The organism is Streptomyces atratus, from assembly GCF_900119365.1.
Taxonomy (GTDB): Bacteria; Actinomycetota; Actinomycetes; order Streptomycetales; family Streptomycetaceae; genus Streptomyces; species Streptomyces atratus_B.
In genome coordinates this window covers 17,327-33,692 of the sequence record NZ_FPJO01000007.1, presented here as the reverse complement: position 1 = coordinate 33,692, position 16,366 = coordinate 17,327, and the positions used below count along the sequence as shown (strand labels likewise).

Sequence of the window (16,366 nt, the reverse complement as noted above, 5' to 3'; positions counted from 1 at the left end):
CACTCTCCTGTTGCTGTGTCCGGGATCGCAGGTCAGGGATGAGGCAGGACGGCCAGTAGCCGGCCTGCTACGGGCGGGGGATCGGTGCCGTCCTCGCCGGGCATCGTCCGCAGGAGATGGCTGAGCCGCTGGTGCTCCGACGACGTGGTGGCGAGTGAGGGCAGCAGGGCGGCGAGCGCCCACTCCGTGCCGGGGTCGTGGTCCGCCGACAGCACCCAGCGGCGCAGTACGTCCAGGGCGTCCCGGGTGTGGCCGCGGCTCCCCAGAGCGGTGCGCCACAACTCGACGATGCCGGTGGCGGCCGGTGTCCGCGCCTCCGACGCCCGTGCGTACCAGGACAGAACCCGCGGCTGCCCGTGGCGTTCGTCCTGCTCGCTCCGACGACAGGCGCTGATGAAGCCACCGAGTGCGAGTTCGGTCGCCGGACGGTCGTCGTGCAGCGTCTTGAGCAGCCCCGCGAGCACGTCGTCGCCCGCTGATGACAGCAGCAACAGTTCCACGGACTCGGCCAGTTGCCCCGAGAGATCCGCGTCGGACTCCGGCTGTCCTGCCTGGTGTCGGGCCGCCGCGCGAAGCGCCGCCAGGGTCTCCAAGGGGCGTTCCGGCCCGATCAGTCCATGGGCACGGATGGCCACCCAGCGCAGCGGCGACTCGTCGCTCTCGCACCAGGCGTCGAGGATGCGCGGCACGTTGGGAGTGCCCAGCACGTGGGTGAGCGTGAGCGCGTTGACGGCGACGAGGCGGTGCCGGTAGAGGTGCGAGGAGGCCCATGGCTCGATGACCAGCGCCATGGCGGACGGCAGATCGGTATGGGCGAGCACGGCGACGGTGGAGGCGGCGCGGGTCCGCACGAACGGCCGTCCGTCCCCGGCCAGCCGTTGCAGCCAGTGCACGAGCGCGGGCCGAGCCGAGGGGTGCCCGGTCCATATCTCGCGCAGCAGCACGAGCGGGGCCCGCTCGTCCCGGTAGGCGGCCTTCACCTGTCGGACCGGACCCCACTCGGTGGGCTCCTCGGCCTCGAACCGCCGGGCCCGGGCGAGCTGGAGCCGCTTGCCGATGTGCGTGCCGAAGACCGGGACGGTGGCGGACCGCATCCCGTTCTCGATTTCGTGGAGGAAGACGTAGAGCAGATCGCTCAGCTCCGCTGTCAGGGCGTACGGGCCCTCGTCGAAGGCGGCCAGGGCGACGAGGAACGCCTTGTCCCGCAGGTGCAGTACGGTCCCGTCGTCCTCGAACCACTCCTGGACCTGGTTCTCCAACGCGACCAGGGAGAAGGCCCCGAGCTTCGTGGCATCGGCCTCCCCGGTCTCGTACCTCGCCAGGAGCCGGGCGAACTCGGCGGCCTCGCGCGGCTGATGGCTGCGTTCGAGGAACGCGGTCACGGCGGGCAGGGACAGCAGCTCCAACACGCGGTCCTCGCCCACCAGCACACCCAGGTGCGCGGCGAGGACATCACCCGGCGGGGGAGCCTGCCAGCTCACCACCGGCACGTCCTCCAGCAGGGCCGTCGGCCCCACGGTGATCACCAGATACGCGTCCTCGCCCAACTCCTTGCGGGCAGCCAGCAGATCCGCCTCCCGCAGCGGCCGGCCCGGCTCGGTGATCAGATCGCACAGGACATGGCCGGTGGTCCGGCCGTCGCGCGTCTCGCCGCCACCGAGACCGGCCGTGAGCTGCCCGGGGGTGGTGTCCCGGCCGATCGCCTGGACCGGATCCGCGCGGAGCCGGTGCAGCAGCATGAGTGCGGCGGTCCGTCGACCCGCGAAGTACGGGCCCGAGACCACCAGGACATGCTCCTCACGCAGCCGGTCGACCAACGCCTCGAAGTCGGCGCACGCGGGCACGAAACAGGCAGACAGCTCCTCCAGGGTGGACTGTGAGATCTCGCCCGAGGCGTGGAGGGCGGAGGACGCGCCGAACTGGTAGATGATCTCGGTCCTGTCGAGCAGGATGTCCCCGTAGAAGGTGCCGCCGCCGATGCCGTGGTTGGTCCCGCCGAAGACGCCCCCGCCGACCTGGGCGCCGTCCCCGAATCCCATGGTCCGGGGGGTGTGGTTCTCCAGGTCCCGCCGGGCCGCCCAGGCGGGCTGCGGCTGGTCGGTCTCCTCGGTCGTCTCCCCGTCCGCCTGGCGGCCGTCCGGCGCTTCGGAGGACTGGTCTCCGCCTGCCGGGGGCTGGGAGCCGTGCGGCTGTTCCTCGGAGCTCATCGGCTCTCCCCCCGGCCGCCGCCGAGGTGGACGTCCCCGGAGAAGGTGCCGCCCCCGATGCCGTGGTTGGTCCCGCCGAAGACACCTCCGTTGACCGTGGCGCCGCCGAGGTCGAAGGCCTGGGCCGGTTGCTGTGGGGTGGCCGGGGCGATGCCGGAGGCCGAGGGAGAGTACGCCTTCCCGCTCGCGGGGTGCGGACGCTCACTCGGAAGCGGGCCGTGCAGCCACGCGGCGAGCGGACCGTTCTTGCTGTCCACCGTGACGGAGCGGAACTCCTCGGCCGGTACGCCGGTGTGGCTGTGCCGCACGACGCCCCGGTAGACCGGATCGGACACGCACAGCGCGAAGTCGTCCGGGCGTTCCCGCAGCGCCGTCCTCAGCGACTCCGCGTCCAGCAGCCTGCACGCGTGGTTGAGATCGCTGCCGACCCATCCGTCGAGCCGGTCCACGGCGACGTACCCCGAAGCGACCACTCCACGAAGCCGCATCCGAGCCGAGGCGGAAGCACGCCGGTTCTGGCTGCGCAACTGGGCCGGCACCTCGGTCAGCAGCGCCCGCAGCAGGGCGATCACCGAGCAGTTGGCGTCGATCAACTCCATCACGGAGTCGCCGCGGTCCGCCCGCCTGCGCAGGGTCTCGTCGATCCCGGCGGCGAGCAGTGCCCGGTCGGTGAGGTCGTAGAGCATGCGGCGCAGATACGCCTGCTCGACATCGTCCCGCTCGCTGTACTTCTCGATGTCGAGCAGCAGGATCGTGCTGTTCACGGGATCGTTCATGGGGTGCCTCTCGCTCGGGTCTCCGTGGGCCGAAGGCACGAGCGTGAGGCTGATGGGACTGTGGTGGTGAGGGCGGATGACTCACTTCGAGTGTGACCGTGTGCACAGAGTCATCTGCGACCGCGTTCCTCCGCGGAGCGGACGGAGCCTCTCTACGGAGGGAACGGGGCTTCGTGACGGACGAGCGGTCGGGCGGAATCCTGTGCCCGTGCGATCCGGCGGAGGGCGTCCGGCCGCACGATCACCATCGCCCGCCGGCCCGTCAGTACGATGCCGCGCTCGCGCAGGTCCTTCAGCAGCCGCTGGACCATTTCCCTGGAGGCGCCGACCGCCCCGGCCAGTTCCTGTTTGCTGAGCGGTATGTCGAGTTCGATGCCTTCGTCCGTACGGCAGCCGTGGGTGTGCGCCAGATCCAGCAGCAGAACGGCGAAGCGCTCCCGTACCGTCATCGCCGCGAACTCCAGGCTGCGCCGGTCCGCAGCGCGCGTACGGTCGGCGGTCAACGCCAGGAGCGTGAGCGAGACCCTGGCGGAGCCTGCCACGAACGCGCGGAACTTCTCGTGCGCCACGACCACGGCCCGCACGGGGGAGAGCGCGGTCACCGTCGCCGAACGTGGCCGGCCGGTCAACGCGGCCGATTCGCCCACGATGTCGCCGGGGCCGCGCAGCGCGTGCAACGCCTCGTAACCGTTTGGCGCGGACGTGGTGACCTTCGTCCAGCCGTTGACGATCAGCAGGACGTACGCGGACGGCTCGTCCTGCCTGAGCAGAGGGGCCCGGGAGGCGAAACCCAGTTCGCGGCCCAGTCCGAGCAGGGACACCCGGTCCTCGCGCTCCAGGCGGGCGAGGAAGGGCACCCGGTCGTCGAGCCCGCCGCCATCGGGTATGTACGCCGCCATCCCGCCCCCCCGATCGTCCACCGCGCGGTTCAATGTACTGAGAACGCGCATTACCGGACCGCCAAGGTTGTTTTCCTGCCGCGCGTTCGCGGGCAGCTGTCTCAATTCCGTTGGCCGTGGGCTGCGGAAGTCCGGCGCGTCGCGGTGGACCGCATTTGTTTTGACCGGAGTCGATGAGGTAGGTACGCTCAGACCTTGTGCCTGGGGTGTGCCTGGGCTCGTGTGCGTGTCCTCAACCGCACGGCGAGTCCGTCAGTGGCCACCGCAATCTGCGCTCCTTCTGCCTTGCGGCAGGAGCTTGCAGTATTCGACACACCCGACCGCGTGGGTCGGTGACGTTCCAGGTTAGTTTCACGAACGGCACACAGAAACCGGAGAAGTAGTGCCTACGATCCAGCAGCTGGTCCGGAAGGGCCGGCAGGACAAGGTCGAGAAGAACAAGACGCCCGCGCTCGAGGGTTCGCCCCAGCGCCGTGGCGTCTGCACGCGTGTGTTCACGACCACCCCGAAGAAGCCGAACTCGGCGCTCCGTAAGGTCGCGCGTGTGCGTCTGACCTCCGGTATCGAGGTCACGGCCTACATCCCGGGTGAGGGACACAACCTGCAGGAGCACTCCATCGTGCTCGTGCGTGGTGGCCGTGTGAAGGACCTGCCGGGTGTTCGTTACAAGATCATCCGCGGCTCGCTCGACACCCAGGGTGTCAAGAACCGCAAGCAGGCCCGCAGCCGCTACGGCGCCAAGAAGGAGAAGTAAGAATGCCTCGTAAGGGCCCCGCCCCGAAGCGCCCGGTCATCATCGACCCGGTCTACAACTCTCCTCTTGTCACCTCGCTGATCAACAAGATCCTGTTGGACGGCAAGCGTTCCACCGCCGAGCGGATCGTGTACGGCGCCATGGAGGGCCTCCGCGAGAAGACCGGCAACGACCCGGTCATCACGCTGAAGCGCGCGCTTGAGAACGTCAAGCCCTCGCTCGAGGTCAAGTCCCGCCGTGTCGGTGGCGCCACCTACCAGGTGCCGATCGAGGTCAAGCCCGGTCGCGCCTCCACCCTCGCGCTGCGCTGGCTCGTGGGTTACTCCCGCGCCCGCCGCGAGAAGACCATGACCGAGCGCCTCATGAACGAGCTGCTCGACGCCTCCAACGGTCTTGGCGCTGCCGTCAAGAAGCGCGAGGACACCCACAAGATGGCCGAGTCCAACAAGGCCTTCGCGCACTACCGCTGGTAGTCGCTACCCACATCGAGACCGAGAGAAGATTGAGCCTTATGGCCACCACTTCGCTTGACCTGGCCAAGGTCCGCAACATCGGGATCATGGCCCACATCGACGCGGGCAAGACGACCACCACTGAGCGGATCCTCTTCTACACCGGCGTTTCGTACAAGATCGGTGAAGTCCACGACGGCGCTGCCACGATGGACTGGATGGAGCAGGAGCAGGAGCGCGGCATCACGATCACGTCCGCCGCGACGACCTGCCACTGGCCGCTCAATGATGTTGACCACACCATCAACATCATCGACACCCCGGGTCACGTCGACTTCACCGTCGAGGTGGAGCGTTCGCTCCGCGTCCTCGACGGTGCCGTCACCGTGTTCGACGGTGTCGCCGGCGTCGAGCCGCAGTCCGAGACCGTCTGGCGTCAGGCGGACCGCTACGGCGTGCCGCGTATCTGCTTCGTCAACAAGCTCGACCGCACCGGTGCCGACTTCTTCCGCTGCGTCCAGATGATCACGGACCGCCTCGGCGCGACCCCGATCGTCATGCAGCTCCCGATCGGTGCCGAGGCCGACTTCACGGGCGTCGTCGACCTCGTGACGATGAAGGCGTTCGTCTACCCCGTGGAAGCGACCAAGGGCGAGGCGTACGACATCGTCGACATCCCCGCGAACCTCGCGGAGAAGGCCGAGGAGTACCGCGGCAAGCTCCTTGAGGCCGCCGCGGAGAACGACGAGGCGCTCATGGAGCTCTACCTGGAGGGCGAAGAGCCGTCCGCGGAGCAGCTCTACGAGGGCATCCGTCGCATCACCATCAACTCCGGCAAGGACGGCGAGACGACCGTCACCCCGGTGTTCTGCGGCACCGCGTTCAAGAACAAGGGCGTTCAGCCCCTGCTCGACGCCGTTGTGCGCTACCTGCCCTCGCCCCTGGACGTCGAGGCCATCGAGGGCCAGGACGTCAAGGACCCCGAGGTCGTCGTCAAGCGCAAGCCGTCCGACGACGAGCCGCTCGCGGCGCTGGCGTTCAAGATCATGAGCGACCCGCACCTCGGCAAGCTCACCTTCGTCCGGGTCTACTCGGGCCGCCTGGAGTCCGGCACCTCGGTGCTGAACTCCGTCAAGGGCAAGAAGGAGCGCATCGGCAAGATCTACCGCATGCACGCGAACAAGCGTGAGGAGATCGACTCGGTGGGCGCCGGCGACATCATCGCCGTCATGGGCCTGAAGCAGACCACCACCGGTGAGACGCTCTGCGACGACAAGGCGCCGGTGATCCTGGAGTCCATGGACTTCCCGGCACCGGTCATCCAGGTCGCCATCGAGCCCAAGTCCAAGGGCGACCAGGAGAAGCTGGGTGTCGCCATCCAGCGCCTCTCCGAAGAGGACCCGTCCTTCCAGGTGCACTCCGACGAGGAGACCGGCCAGACCATCATCGGTGGTATGGGCGAGCTGCACCTCGAAGTGCTCGTCGACCGCATGAAGCGCGAGTTCCGCGTCGAGGCGAACGTCGGCAAGCCGCAGGTCGCGTACCGCGAGACGATCCGCAAGGCCGTCGAGCGCGTCGACTACACCCACAAGAAGCAGACCGGTGGTACCGGTCAGTTCGCCAAGGTGCAGATCGCGATCGAGCCCATCGAGGGCGGCGAGGCCTCGTACGAGTTCGTCAACAAGGTCACCGGTGGCCGCATCCCCAGGGAGTACATCCCCTCGGTGGACGCGGGTGCTCAGGAAGCCATGCAGTTCGGCATCCTGGCCGGCTACGAGATGACTGGCGTCCGCGTCATTCTTCTCGACGGTGGCTACCACGAGGTCGACTCCTCCGAGCTGGCCTTCAAGATCGCCGGTTCGCAGGCCTTCAAGGAGGCCGCGCGGAAGGCGTCCCCGGTTCTCCTCGAGCCGATGATGGCCGTCGAGGTCACCACGCCCGAGGACTACATGGGCGATGTCATCGGCGACATCAACTCCCGCCGTGGCCAGATCCAGGCCATGGAGGAGCGCAGCGGCGCTCGCGTCGTGAAGGGCCTCGTGCCCCTCTCGGAGATGTTCGGCTACGTCGGAGACCTCCGCAGCAAGACCTCGGGTCGCGCAAGCTACTCGATGCAGTTCGACTCCTACGCCGAGGTTCCGCGGAACGTCGCCGAGGAGATCATCGCGAAGGCCAAGGGCGAGTAACTCTCCCGAGCTCACGCTTTAGGCTTGTCACCGGAGCCTGGTGGGGCATTCCTCGCAGAGCGAAAGCAATGTGTCGAATGCCCCCGGGCCCGGCATCCCAGCAAAGATCACCTGGCGCCGATGAAGCAAGGCGTACAGAACCACTCCACAGGAGGACCCAGTGGCGAAGGCGAAGTTCGAGCGGACTAAGCCGCACGTCAACATCGGCACCATCGGTCACATCGACCACGGTAAGACGACCCTCACGGCCGCCATTACCAAGGTGCTGCACGACGCGTACCCGGACCTGAACGAGGCCTCGGCCTTCGACCAGATCGACAAGGCTCCCGAGGAGCGCCAGCGCGGTATCACGATCTCGATCGCGCACGTCGAGTACCAGACGGAGTCGCGTCACTACGCGCACGTCGACTGCCCGGGTCACGCGGACTACATCAAGAACATGATCACGGGTGCCGCGCAGATGGACGGCGCCATCCTCGTGGTCGCCGCCACCGACGGCCCGATGCCGCAGACCAAGGAGCACGTGCTCCTGGCCCGCCAGGTCGGCGTTCCGTACATCGTCGTCGCCCTGAACAAGGCCGACATGGTGGACGACGAGGAGATCCTGGAGCTCGTCGAGCTCGAGGTCCGTGAGCTCCTCTCCGAGTACGAGTTCCCGGGCGACGACCTGCCGGTCGTCAAGGTCTCGGCGCTCAAGGCTCTTGAGGGCGACAAGGAGTGGGGCCAGACCGTCCTCGACCTGATGAAGGCCGTCGACGAGAACATCCCGCAGCCCGAGCGTGACGTCGACAAGCCGTTCCTGATGCCGATCGAGGACGTCTTCACGATCACCGGTCGTGGCACCGTCGTCACCGGTCGTATCGAGCGCGGTATCCTGAAGGTCAACGAGACCGTCGACATCGTCGGTATCAAGCAGGAGAAGACCACCACCACGGTCACCGGCATCGAGATGTTCCGCAAGCTGCTCGACGAGGGCCAGGCCGGTGAGAACGTCGGTCTGCTCCTCCGTGGCATCAAGCGCGAGGACGTCGAGCGCGGCCAGGTCATCATCAAGCCCGGTTCGGTCACGCCGCACACCGAGTTCGAGGCCCAGGCCTACATCCTGTCGAAGGACGAGGGTGGCCGTCACACCCCGTTCTTCAACAACTACCGCCCGCAGTTCTACTTCCGTACCACGGACGTGACGGGCGTTGTGACCCTTCCCGAGGGCACCGAGATGGTCATGCCGGGCGACAACACCGTCATGAGCGTCTCGCTGATCCAGCCCGTCGCCATGGAAGAGGGCCTGAAGTTCGCCATCCGTGAGGGTGGCCGGACCGTGGGCGCCGGCCAGGTCACCAAGATCGTCAAGTAATTACCTGACTGTCTGACCTGGTTGCTCCGCACAGAGCACCGAGAAGGGCCCCGGCCCGCCGCGCAAGCGGTGGACCGGGGCCCTTCTTCATGTCCGGGCAGGATGTCCGGGCGGGTTCTCGCTCAGGGGCGCCAGATCCAGGGCAGGGCGTCGGGTCCCAGTGCCACCACCGCCGGCCGTCCGTCCCTGCCGATGTGCAGGGCCGGCCCGTCCAGCGCCACCGGGCCGCGCCGCCGTACGAAGAGCCGTCCGGGCGTACGGAGCTGGATCAGGCCCTCGAAGGTGCGACCGAGCAGCACCGGGGCACCCGGCGACCCGGCGGCCGCCACCGGACCGTACCCGTCGAAGCCCGCCCGGTCCGGGATCCGGCGGCCGTAGCCGTCGATGCCGGTCTCGTCCGCCGTCTCCCCGGTCCGTACGGTCGTCAGGGCGGCCTTCGCCGCCGCGCGGTAGAACAGCCCGATGCTCCCGTCCGCCCCCGGCAGCGCGGCCGGCCCGTCACCGGGCACCGGCACCCCGGTGATCTGGGTGCGCGCGGTCAGCGCGTCGCCGGGTGCGTCCTGCGTCCAGTGGTGCACCGCGAAACGGCCCGCCGCGAAGACATGGACCCGGCCCTCGGCGTCCACCACGGCACTCAGCCCGTCCTGGATCTCGCCGCCGCCCATGTCCAGCCACCCGCTCCACCGGCCGGCCGTGTCCCGTACCCGGGTACTGACACCCTTCTCCGCGTTCCGTACGAAGAGATGCACCCGCCCGTCGGGCGCGGCGACCGCGACCGGGACACCGATCCGGCGCCCGCCGTCGTGCCCGCGCACCGGGTTCCCCAGCCCCTGCCAGGCGCGGAAGGCACCGCCGGGGGAGCGCTGCTCCAGCGCGACGATCTCGCGCTGGTTGTCCGCGCCGTGCCCGCCGATCGCCGAGAACCGCAGCCCGAAGAGCAGATGGCGCCCGTCCGGCAGCGTCGCGCTGCCCAGGACCGGGGCGAGCGGGCCGCCGCCGAGGTCGTCCGGCGCGTCCCACACCCCGCTGCTCGGTGCGCTCTCTCGCCGGCGCACCGCCCGCAGGCCCAGCACCCCGTACGTGACGAGCCGGCCGTCCGGCTCGGCGGCGACGGCGGGCCGGGGGCCCGGGTAGCGGTAGTGGGTGGACCGTACCCAGCCCTTCCGGTTGGTCAGCGGCCGGTCGCCGCCCACGTTGTAGTCCCCGCAGCCTGCCGGGTTGCCGCACTGCCAGTCGGCCGAGCCGCCGTACGGCACCAGGTGCGAGGCCTTCTCGGCGAGCACGGCGGGCGGCAGGTTCTTCGGCCAGTGCCGGTTGTAGTAGGCCCGGAACGCCGTGGTGGCGAAGCTCGGCACCTCGCCGCCGCTCTCGGTGGTCCGCGCCACCCACCGGATCAGCGACGCCCAGGTGAACAGCGCGGCGGCGGTGTGGTCGGGGTGGTCGGAGTAGCCCTGCTGCTCGCTGTCCCGGAGGCGGACGGCCTCGCTGCTGTGCTGGATGTCGGGGTCCGGGTCCATGGTGTGCAGGATGCTCGGCCGGTACTGCTCGAACAGCCCGACCAGGACGTCGATCAGCCCGTCGTAGGTGTACGAACCCGCCTTCTTCAGCGGGGAGCCGTCGGCGACGACGGTCGGCAGGACCAGGCGCCGGTCCTGCCAGAGGCTGGGCAGTCCGAGCCGTCCGTACGAGGTGTGCATGGCGGTGTTGATGAAGATCAGCTCGACCTTGCGGCCGCGGTGGGCGAGGGTGTTGAGCTCGGCGCGGTGGCCGCCGTGCAGCTCGATGACGGACTTCTGCCACGGGGTGAACCTGCCGAGGCCGAGCAGTGTCGAGTACGCCTGGCGGAGCCCCTGGTGACGCGAGGAGGAGTACGCGGCCTTGTCGGGTGCGGGCAGCGGTCGGCCCGGTATTCGATTTATGCCGTTGGCCTCACCGCCGGTCAGATAGACGCAGACCAGCGGGGTCCCGGAGTCGAGGGCCTGCTGGGTGTCCGGGTTCATGAAGTACAGGTCGTCGTCCGGGTGGGCGAGGATCTGCATCATCAGGGCCGGGTGCGAGGTACTGATCGGCATTCCGGGCATCGGGTCCGCGGCGGGATCGCGGCGGCGGGGCGGTGAGGGCGCCGTGCAGGCGGTGAGGGCCGCCAGGCCGGTCGCGCCGGCCGCGGCCATCAGGGTGCGCCGCGGCATTCCCGGGCGGGATGCGCGCAAGGCGGGTCGATCCGTCACACCGTGCTCCGTCCACTTCCCCCGCAGCGGGCGGTTGGGCGGCCCTGTGCTGCGTACCGAATCCGTGCAGGTCGCGGCAGGTGGCGAGCCGCTGCTGCGGGGGGATAGACGGAGATTCCCGGGGGTGGGTTGCCTGGATATCCGATGATGTGACCCGGACAGTTCAACTCACGGGTGTACGCACCATGAACACATCGACCGGGTCCTGCCGCTCCTCGGTGAACCCGTGCCGTTCGTAGAGCGCGCGGGCGGCGCTGCCCTGCAGCACGTCCAGCCGCACGGTCACGCCTTCCTCGTCGGCCTGCGCGAGCAGCGTACGGAGCACCGCGGTGCCGATCCCGCGTCCTTGGAGGGCGGGGGAGACGTAGAAGTTCTCCAGCCACAGGCCGTCCTCGACCGGGCGCAGGGTGACGGACCCCGCGAACTCGCCGTCCACGACCACGAGCGAGGTGTGCTCCGGCGCGTAGACGTCGCGCAGCCTCTGGCGTACGCGGTGCTCGTCGTAACGTCCGAGCCGCTCCAGGTCGGGGCGCATCACGATGGCCCTGAGCTCGGCTATGGCGTCGATGTCCTCGGGCCGGGCCGGGCACAGGGACCAGGTCGCGGTGGTGTTCGTGATCACGGACGGATTCTCGCAGGACCGGTGGCGCGGGTTCTCGGCGGTCACCGCAGGTCCGGCGCCTCTCCGCGGTCAGCCCGGCGCAGCCCCGCCTCCGGGATGCCGAGCAGCAGCCGCGTGCCGATCTCTGCGAGCCGGGTCCCGTCGGGCGGGGTACGGCCCAGGCCGATGGCGTACTGGAGGGCCGCAGCCGCCGGGACGAGGCTACTTCTCGGCGAAGATCTCCTCGGCGGAGGCGGCGGTGACGGCTCGCATGAGCCACTGGCGCAGAGTCTCGGGGTCGCCGCAATCGGTGATCCGCTCGCGAACCTTGTCGGGAACGGTGATGCCGCGCTGTTCCAGTACGAGCAGGATGTCCTCGGTTCGGCCTTGGGCTCGGCCTTGTGCTCGGCCTTCGTCCCGGATTTCTTCCGACATGAAGGACTTGTAGAAAGACGTGTCCACGGCCACCAGGTTCCTCCAGTGCTGTGCGGCCGGGCGGTTGCCCAGGCCCTGTGCGGTGAGTTCGACGATGGGGTCGGCGATGGTTTCCGGTGTGTCCCGCAGTGCGGCGGACAGGGTTTTCAGTATGGCACCGACGTCCGGATTGTCGGCGTGTGTGATGGCGGCCAGGGTGGCGAGCGCGAGGTCTTTGCGGGCTTCGGCCACGTCGGTGATGACCGGCATGTTGTGCGGTCCCGCGACGAGTGGGTTCAGGGCGAGGGTCTGCCATTGACGGACGCCGATGGAGATGGGGCGTGCGGCCCATTCGGCGGTTGCGCGGTCCTGGCAGACGACCAGTAACAGGACGGGAAGTCCGTACCTGTTGTGGAGATAGGTGACGCAGTACGGCCAGCTGGCGGTCTTGCGCGGGTCCTTCTTGCCCTGGGCCTCGATGGCGAGGACGAAGGGCTCGCTCTCGGGGAAGCGTTCGGCGAGGTGCTTGATGCCGATCCTGGCTCCGGCGGGGAGCGACTGGATGTGGGCGGCGAGGCCGATCGCGGCGAGGGAGAGTCCGCGGTGCTGGGCGAGGTGGTTGCCGATGACGGTGAAGCCTGCGGCATGCCGGAAGTTGACGTGGATGACGCCGGATGACGGTGTGGCGTCTCCGGGTACGGAGGACGGGGCGCACGGGGGCGCGGTAACCTGCGGGGTACCCATCGGGAAGCTCCTACTTCCTCGGTGGTCAGGCCCCCGGTTGAGACGGTGAATCTCGGTCGGGGGCCGTCGCATGTCTGGAGTTGTCGCGGCGAGCATATGCCAGCGAACCCGCATGAAATCCAGCCCAGTTGCCCCATGTCACCCGAGTGAGTGACGAGGTCGGGTTTGGGTGGGGAGGGTAATTTCCCCAGGTTCTTTAAAGCTTTATGCGTCGTGGAGCGCGGGGACGTGGCTCACCGGGTCGTGGGTTTCCGCGACCCGGTGGAGCGGTCGCGGTACGAGGTCGAGTTCGGCCCAGACGGTCTTGTGCGGGACAGGGCCGACGACGGTGCCCCGGCGTCCAATCGCCCAGATGAGCCATGGCCAGGAGGCGGGCGAGCCGCGCGCCCCGGCGGGTGGGGGAGAGCAGCACGGTGAACTGGCGGGCAGGAGCGGAATGTTCGGTTCGGGTGATGTGTTGGTTCACGCCGCTCAGCGTGGCCGGGGCGTGCGTACCGTGAACAGCGACGAGCCGCTTGCGTACGGTGATTGTCCCGCGCTTGTCCAGTGCTGTCCCGGCTGTCCGGGGTGACGTGTGCAGTTGAGATGGGGCTGTACGGCAACCACAACATCCACGGCCTGTTGCAGACATCAGAGTATGCGCGGGCACTGTTCGAGATGAGGCGGCCCTCGTACTCGCAGGATGAAGTGGAGCGGGTGTTGGCTGCGCGTATGGCCAGGCAAGCGGTCTTCGAGAGGTCACCCGCCCCTGCGCTCAGCTTCGTGCAGGAAGAGGTGACGCTGCGCCGTCCCATCGGCGGCACAATGGTGCTGCGTCGACAGCTCGAACGACTTTTGGACGTCGGGCAGTTGAGGAACGTCGAGATTCAGGTGATGCCGGCCAATCGCGAGGATCACGCAGGAATGGGCGGCGGAGTCGAAGTATTGAAGTTCGAGGACGGCACCGCGGTGGGGCGGTCGGACGGCGCCTTCGCCGGACGGCCGGTCTCCGATCCGAAGCAGCTCAGGATCCTTGAGCTGCGCTCTGGGATGATCCGGGCCCAGGCTCTCGCGCCACGGGAGTCGCTGGCCTTCATCGAGCAACTGCTGGGAGAGACATGATCCGCAAGACCTCTGCCGGGGACGCTTCCGAGCTGGAGTGGTTCAAGAGTAGCTACAGCAGCAGCAGTGAAGGGGACTCTTGCGTCGAGGTGGCGACTGCGTCCTGTGCGGTGCGCGTCCGCGATTCGAAGAACTTGCCGGGGCCACAGCTTGCCTTCGGCGAGGAAGCGTGGGCGGGTTTCGTCTCGTACGCCGCCAGGCACTGATCCCGCGCAGTCGCGCCCCGAGCCCAGTTGATGCCGGACCGGGGCGCGTTGCTGTCAGAAGAGGGCGAACGCCGGGTCTCCGGTCGGCCGGAGAGCTGACAGTTCCACCCGGGCCAGCGTTGCGTCCGGGATGCCGCGCAGAATCTCCGCCCCGATCTCCGCCAGCCGGTGTCCGTCGGGTGGCGTGGCGCCCAGGCCGATCGCGTATCCCGCCAGACCCTCGGCAGTGAGCGGGCGCGGCCAGATACGGGAGTCCGGGGCGCCCGCCCCGGCGAGGGCGGCGGCCAGGGCGAGGAGGCGGCCGCGCAGCCGCCCCTCGTCGGGGCCGGGCCGTACGGAGGCGAGGGCCCAGGCGGTGTGCTGCGCGTGCAGCGGCGGCGGGGCGCAGAGCAGGGCGTGCGGTACGGGGGCGGAGTCGTCGGCGGACTCCAGGATCTCCCAGGCGCGGAAGAGTTCCTCGGCGACGAGATCGCGGCCGGCGGGGGAGACCTGCGAGGTGCAGGGGCGGACGGGGGCGGTCGGGGTCAGCACGGTGAGGGGGAGACCGGCGGTCCCGTTCGAGCCGCCGGTCCCGCCCGCCGCGCCGGAGCCGACCGCGCGGTCCCAGTCCCAGGTGGCCCAGGTCGCGAAGAAGTGCCTGAGCAGGGGGAGCGGCGGCAGGTCGCCCGACTCGTGGGCGGTACGGGCCGCCAGCACGGACCAGGCGAGGCCCGGCAGTCCGCCGCACGGGGCGGAGTCCAGGCCGCGCGCCCGCGCCCAGGCCTTCACCTCGCGGGCGAGGCCCACGAACGCCGCCCGGTGCGGGTCCGCCGCCGCGAGCACGGCATCCGCGTCGCTCACCGCGCTGAGCGCCGTGGCCGCCGCCTCGCCCAGCTCGGCGCGCCGGGCCACCGCCTCGGCCGGGGCGAGGCCGCCCGTCGCCACGGTCACCAGGTCCACCCGGAGGCCGCCGAGGGCGAAGCGCAGGCCCGGTACGCGGGCACCGGTCACCTCGCGCAGCTCCTCGGCGTCCGGCAGGGCCGCGGCCAGCCGCTCCCGCACCCCCGGCAGATCCACGGCACCGGGCAGCGCCGCGACCAGGTCCAGGTCCGCGCCGGGCAGCGCGCAGCCCATCCGCCGCGAGCCGACCAGGTGGACGCGCCCTTCGGGCAGGGCGGCGGCCAGCCGGCGCACGGCATCGGCCGCGCCCGCCTCCTCCGCCGCGCACGCCTCCGTCCCGTCCTCCGCCGCGAGCGCCGCCGAGACCGCGTCGGCGGCCAGCTCCACGCGTACCCCGAAGTGGTCCGAGACGTACAGCCCGTCCGACGTCGGTACGTCGCCCAGCAGCACCGCCGAGGCGGGCCGCAGCCGTTCCGAGCGGACCAGCACCCGGTCCAGCCGGGACACCCGCCCGGTCAGCGAGGAGACGGCGGCCAGCGGGTTGACCGACGGGTCGAAGGTGGGCGTCCGGTCGTCCGCGCCGTGCACCCGGCTCCAGGCGTCCGCCATCCCCAGCCGGTCCTGCGGTGTGTCCCCGCCGTCGTTGAAGTCGCCGAGCAGCGTCACATCGCCCTCGACCGCCGCCAACCCCGTTGCCATATCGGCCAGTTCGGCATCGCGCCGAAGGGCGCCGTCGGCCGCGTGGTCGCTGCTGAGGTGGGTCACCGCGACCGTGGCCGGTCCGTCCGGCCCGTCCACGACGACCGCCGCGACCGCCTTGTGCGGGCCGAGGGCGTGCAGGCCCGCCTCGCGCACGGGGACCCTGCTGAGCAGCAGCAGCCCGTAGTCGGCGACGTCCCGGCCGGCCGGGTCGGCCCAGAGCATGTAGCCCTCGCGGACCCAGGGCGCCGCCAACAGCAGTGCGAGCAGGGCGGGTTCGGTCTCCTGGAGGGCGATGACGTCGGCGTCCGCGGCGCGCAGGGCGTCGAGCAGGAGTGGCCGGCGCCGGGCGGTGTCGATGCGGTCGCTGTCGTAGCGGTCCCAGAGGGTGTTCCAGGTCAGCAGCGTCAGCGAGGCGATCGGCTCGGGCGCCGGTGCGTCCTCGGGCACGGGCTTCCAGGCGACGTCCGGCGCGGAGTACGCGTGCGGCGTGCGGGAGATGAAGTACGGGGACGGCAGCCGGCGCGGGGCGCGTACCCGCCCGGCCTCCGTCGCGTCGATCCGGTCCACGCCCGAGGACCGGTCCCAGACCAGCTCACCGTCCGCCTCGAAGAACAGCACCCGGTGCCACGGGATGTCCCCGCCGGGCGTGAAGCGGGGCAGCGGCACCCGCTTGGGCACCGTCCTGCGCTGCGCGACGCCCATCACGAAGCGCGCCGGATCGAACCGGGTGTCCCAGCGGACCCGGTGGTAGATCTCCTCGCTGGTACGCATTCAGGGCCTTCCGTCTGGATCACGCCGGGCTCGCGTGCCCCGGTGCCGCGCCTCGCGGCGTTGTCGTCACTCGCCATGACTCCGCCATGACT

General features: G+C 69.8%; 12 protein-coding genes and 2 pseudogenes. 6 read left to right on the top strand and 8 right to left on the bottom strand.

Annotation, left to right across the window (positions count from 1 at the left end; genetic code table 11):
* Window positions 1-32 precede the first annotated feature (32 nt).
* The 3 genes from BT364_RS14440 to BT364_RS14430 all read right to left on the bottom strand — a co-directional run bounded on the left by BT364_RS14440 (window position 33) and on the right by BT364_RS14430 (window position 3,882).
* Entirely contained in the window at window positions 33-2,207 is a 2,175-nt protein-coding gene (locus BT364_RS14440) for a hypothetical protein (RefSeq protein WP_072485553.1), read from the bottom strand.
* Window positions 2,204-2,983 (bottom strand): hypothetical protein, encoded by a 780-nt coding sequence (locus BT364_RS14435; RefSeq protein ID WP_072485552.1) that lies wholly within the window; start codon window positions 2,981-2,983, stop codon window positions 2,204-2,206. The genes BT364_RS14440 and BT364_RS14435 overlap by 4 nt, the downstream gene beginning before the upstream one ends.
* A gap of 152 nt (window positions 2,984-3,135) precedes the next feature.
* Window positions 3,136-3,882 carry a Crp/Fnr family transcriptional regulator gene (locus BT364_RS14430; protein WP_072485551.1) on the bottom strand — a complete coding sequence of 249 codons (747 nt, stop codon included), beginning with the start codon at window positions 3,880-3,882 and terminating at the stop codon, window positions 3,136-3,138.
* 382 nt (window positions 3,883-4,264) lie between these two features.
* On the opposite strand from BT364_RS14430, the gene rpsL reads away from it, so the two are divergent.
* From rpsL to tuf, 4 genes are all read left to right on the top strand, one after another.
* Window positions 4,265-4,636: a 30S ribosomal protein S12 gene (gene rpsL, locus BT364_RS14425; RefSeq protein WP_003948652.1), complete on the top strand. Its 372-nt coding sequence runs from the start codon at window positions 4,265-4,267 to the stop codon at window positions 4,634-4,636.
* Window positions 4,637-4,638: 2 nt separating this feature from the next.
* Window positions 4,639-5,109, top strand: a complete 471-nt coding sequence (rpsG, locus tag BT364_RS14420; protein ID WP_072485550.1) for a 30S ribosomal protein S7 — start codon at window positions 4,639-4,641, stop codon at window positions 5,107-5,109.
* A gap of 38 nt (window positions 5,110-5,147) precedes the next feature.
* Entirely contained in the window at window positions 5,148-7,274 is a 2,127-nt protein-coding gene (fusA, locus tag BT364_RS14415; RefSeq protein WP_072485549.1) for an elongation factor G, read from the top strand.
* A 160-nt stretch (window positions 7,275-7,434) separates the two neighbouring features.
* The gene (tuf, locus tag BT364_RS14410) at window positions 7,435-8,628 is read left to right on the top strand and encodes an elongation factor Tu (protein WP_072485548.1); all 1,194 of its coding nucleotides are present in this window, start codon (window positions 7,435-7,437) and stop codon (window positions 8,626-8,628) included.
* Window positions 8,629-8,750: 122 nt separating this feature from the next.
* Here tuf and BT364_RS14405 read toward each other — a convergent pair whose 3' ends face one another.
* The 4 genes and pseudogenes from BT364_RS14405 to BT364_RS42945 all read right to left on the bottom strand — a co-directional run.
* A complete protein-coding gene (locus BT364_RS14405; RefSeq protein ID WP_072485547.1) occupies window positions 8,751-10,817 on the bottom strand; it encodes a PIG-L family deacetylase in 2,067 nt (688 codons plus the stop codon).
* 202 nt (window positions 10,818-11,019) lie between these two features.
* Entirely contained in the window at window positions 11,020-11,478 is a 459-nt protein-coding gene (locus BT364_RS14400; RefSeq protein ID WP_072485810.1) for a GNAT family N-acetyltransferase, read from the bottom strand.
* A gap of 201 nt (window positions 11,479-11,679) precedes the next feature.
* Complete coding sequence (locus tag BT364_RS14395) at window positions 11,680-12,615, bottom strand: RpnC/YadD family protein (protein WP_371268591.1); 936 nt, start codon at window positions 12,613-12,615, stop codon at window positions 11,680-11,682.
* Between the two features lie 340 nt (window positions 12,616-12,955).
* A pseudogene (locus tag BT364_RS42945) lies at window positions 12,956-13,081 on the bottom strand (ATP-binding protein); the annotation flags it as partial.
* 110 nt (window positions 13,082-13,191) lie between these two features.
* Here BT364_RS42945 and BT364_RS14385 point away from each other — a divergent pair.
* Window positions 13,192-13,716: pseudogene (locus BT364_RS14385) on the top strand (DUF5753 domain-containing protein); the annotation flags it as partial.
* Window positions 13,713-13,922: a DUF397 domain-containing protein gene (locus tag BT364_RS14380; RefSeq protein WP_072485545.1), complete on the top strand. Its 210-nt coding sequence runs from the start codon at window positions 13,713-13,715 to the stop codon at window positions 13,920-13,922. The pseudogene BT364_RS14385 and the gene BT364_RS14380, both read left to right, overlap by 4 nt.
* A 54-nt stretch (window positions 13,923-13,976) precedes the next feature.
* Here BT364_RS14380 and BT364_RS14375 read toward each other — a convergent pair whose 3' ends face one another.
* Window positions 13,977-16,274: an RNA repair domain-containing protein gene (locus tag BT364_RS14375; protein ID WP_072485544.1), complete on the bottom strand. Its 2,298-nt coding sequence runs from the start codon at window positions 16,272-16,274 to the stop codon at window positions 13,977-13,979.
* Window positions 16,275-16,366: the final 92 nt, after the last annotated feature.

Coding starts and splice junctions, on each gene's coding strand:
- BT364_RS14440 (WP_072485553.1), bottom strand. CDS start 2,207: ATGAGCTCCGAGGAACAGCCGCACGGCTCCCAGCCCCCGGCAGGCGGA.
- BT364_RS14435 (WP_072485552.1), bottom strand. CDS start 2,983: ATGAACGATCCCGTGAACAGCACGATCCTGCTGCTCGACATCGAGAAG.
- BT364_RS14430 (WP_072485551.1), bottom strand. CDS start 3,882: ATGGCGGCGTACATACCCGATGGCGGCGGGCTCGACGACCGGGTGCCC.
- rpsG (WP_072485550.1), top strand. CDS start 4,639: ATGCCTCGTAAGGGCCCCGCCCCGAAGCGCCCGGTCATCATCGACCCG.
- fusA (WP_072485549.1), top strand. CDS start 5,148: ATGGCCACCACTTCGCTTGACCTGGCCAAGGTCCGCAACATCGGGATC.
- BT364_RS14405 (WP_072485547.1), bottom strand. CDS start 10,817: ATGCCGCGGCGCACCCTGATGGCCGCGGCCGGCGCGACCGGCCTGGCG.
- BT364_RS14395 (WP_371268591.1), bottom strand. CDS start 12,615: ATGGGTACCCCGCAGGTTACCGCGCCCCCGTGCGCCCCGTCCTCCGTA.
- BT364_RS14380 (WP_072485545.1), top strand. CDS start 13,713: ATGATCCGCAAGACCTCTGCCGGGGACGCTTCCGAGCTGGAGTGGTTC.
- BT364_RS14375 (WP_072485544.1), bottom strand. CDS start 16,274: ATGCGTACCAGCGAGGAGATCTACCACCGGGTCCGCTGGGACACCCGG.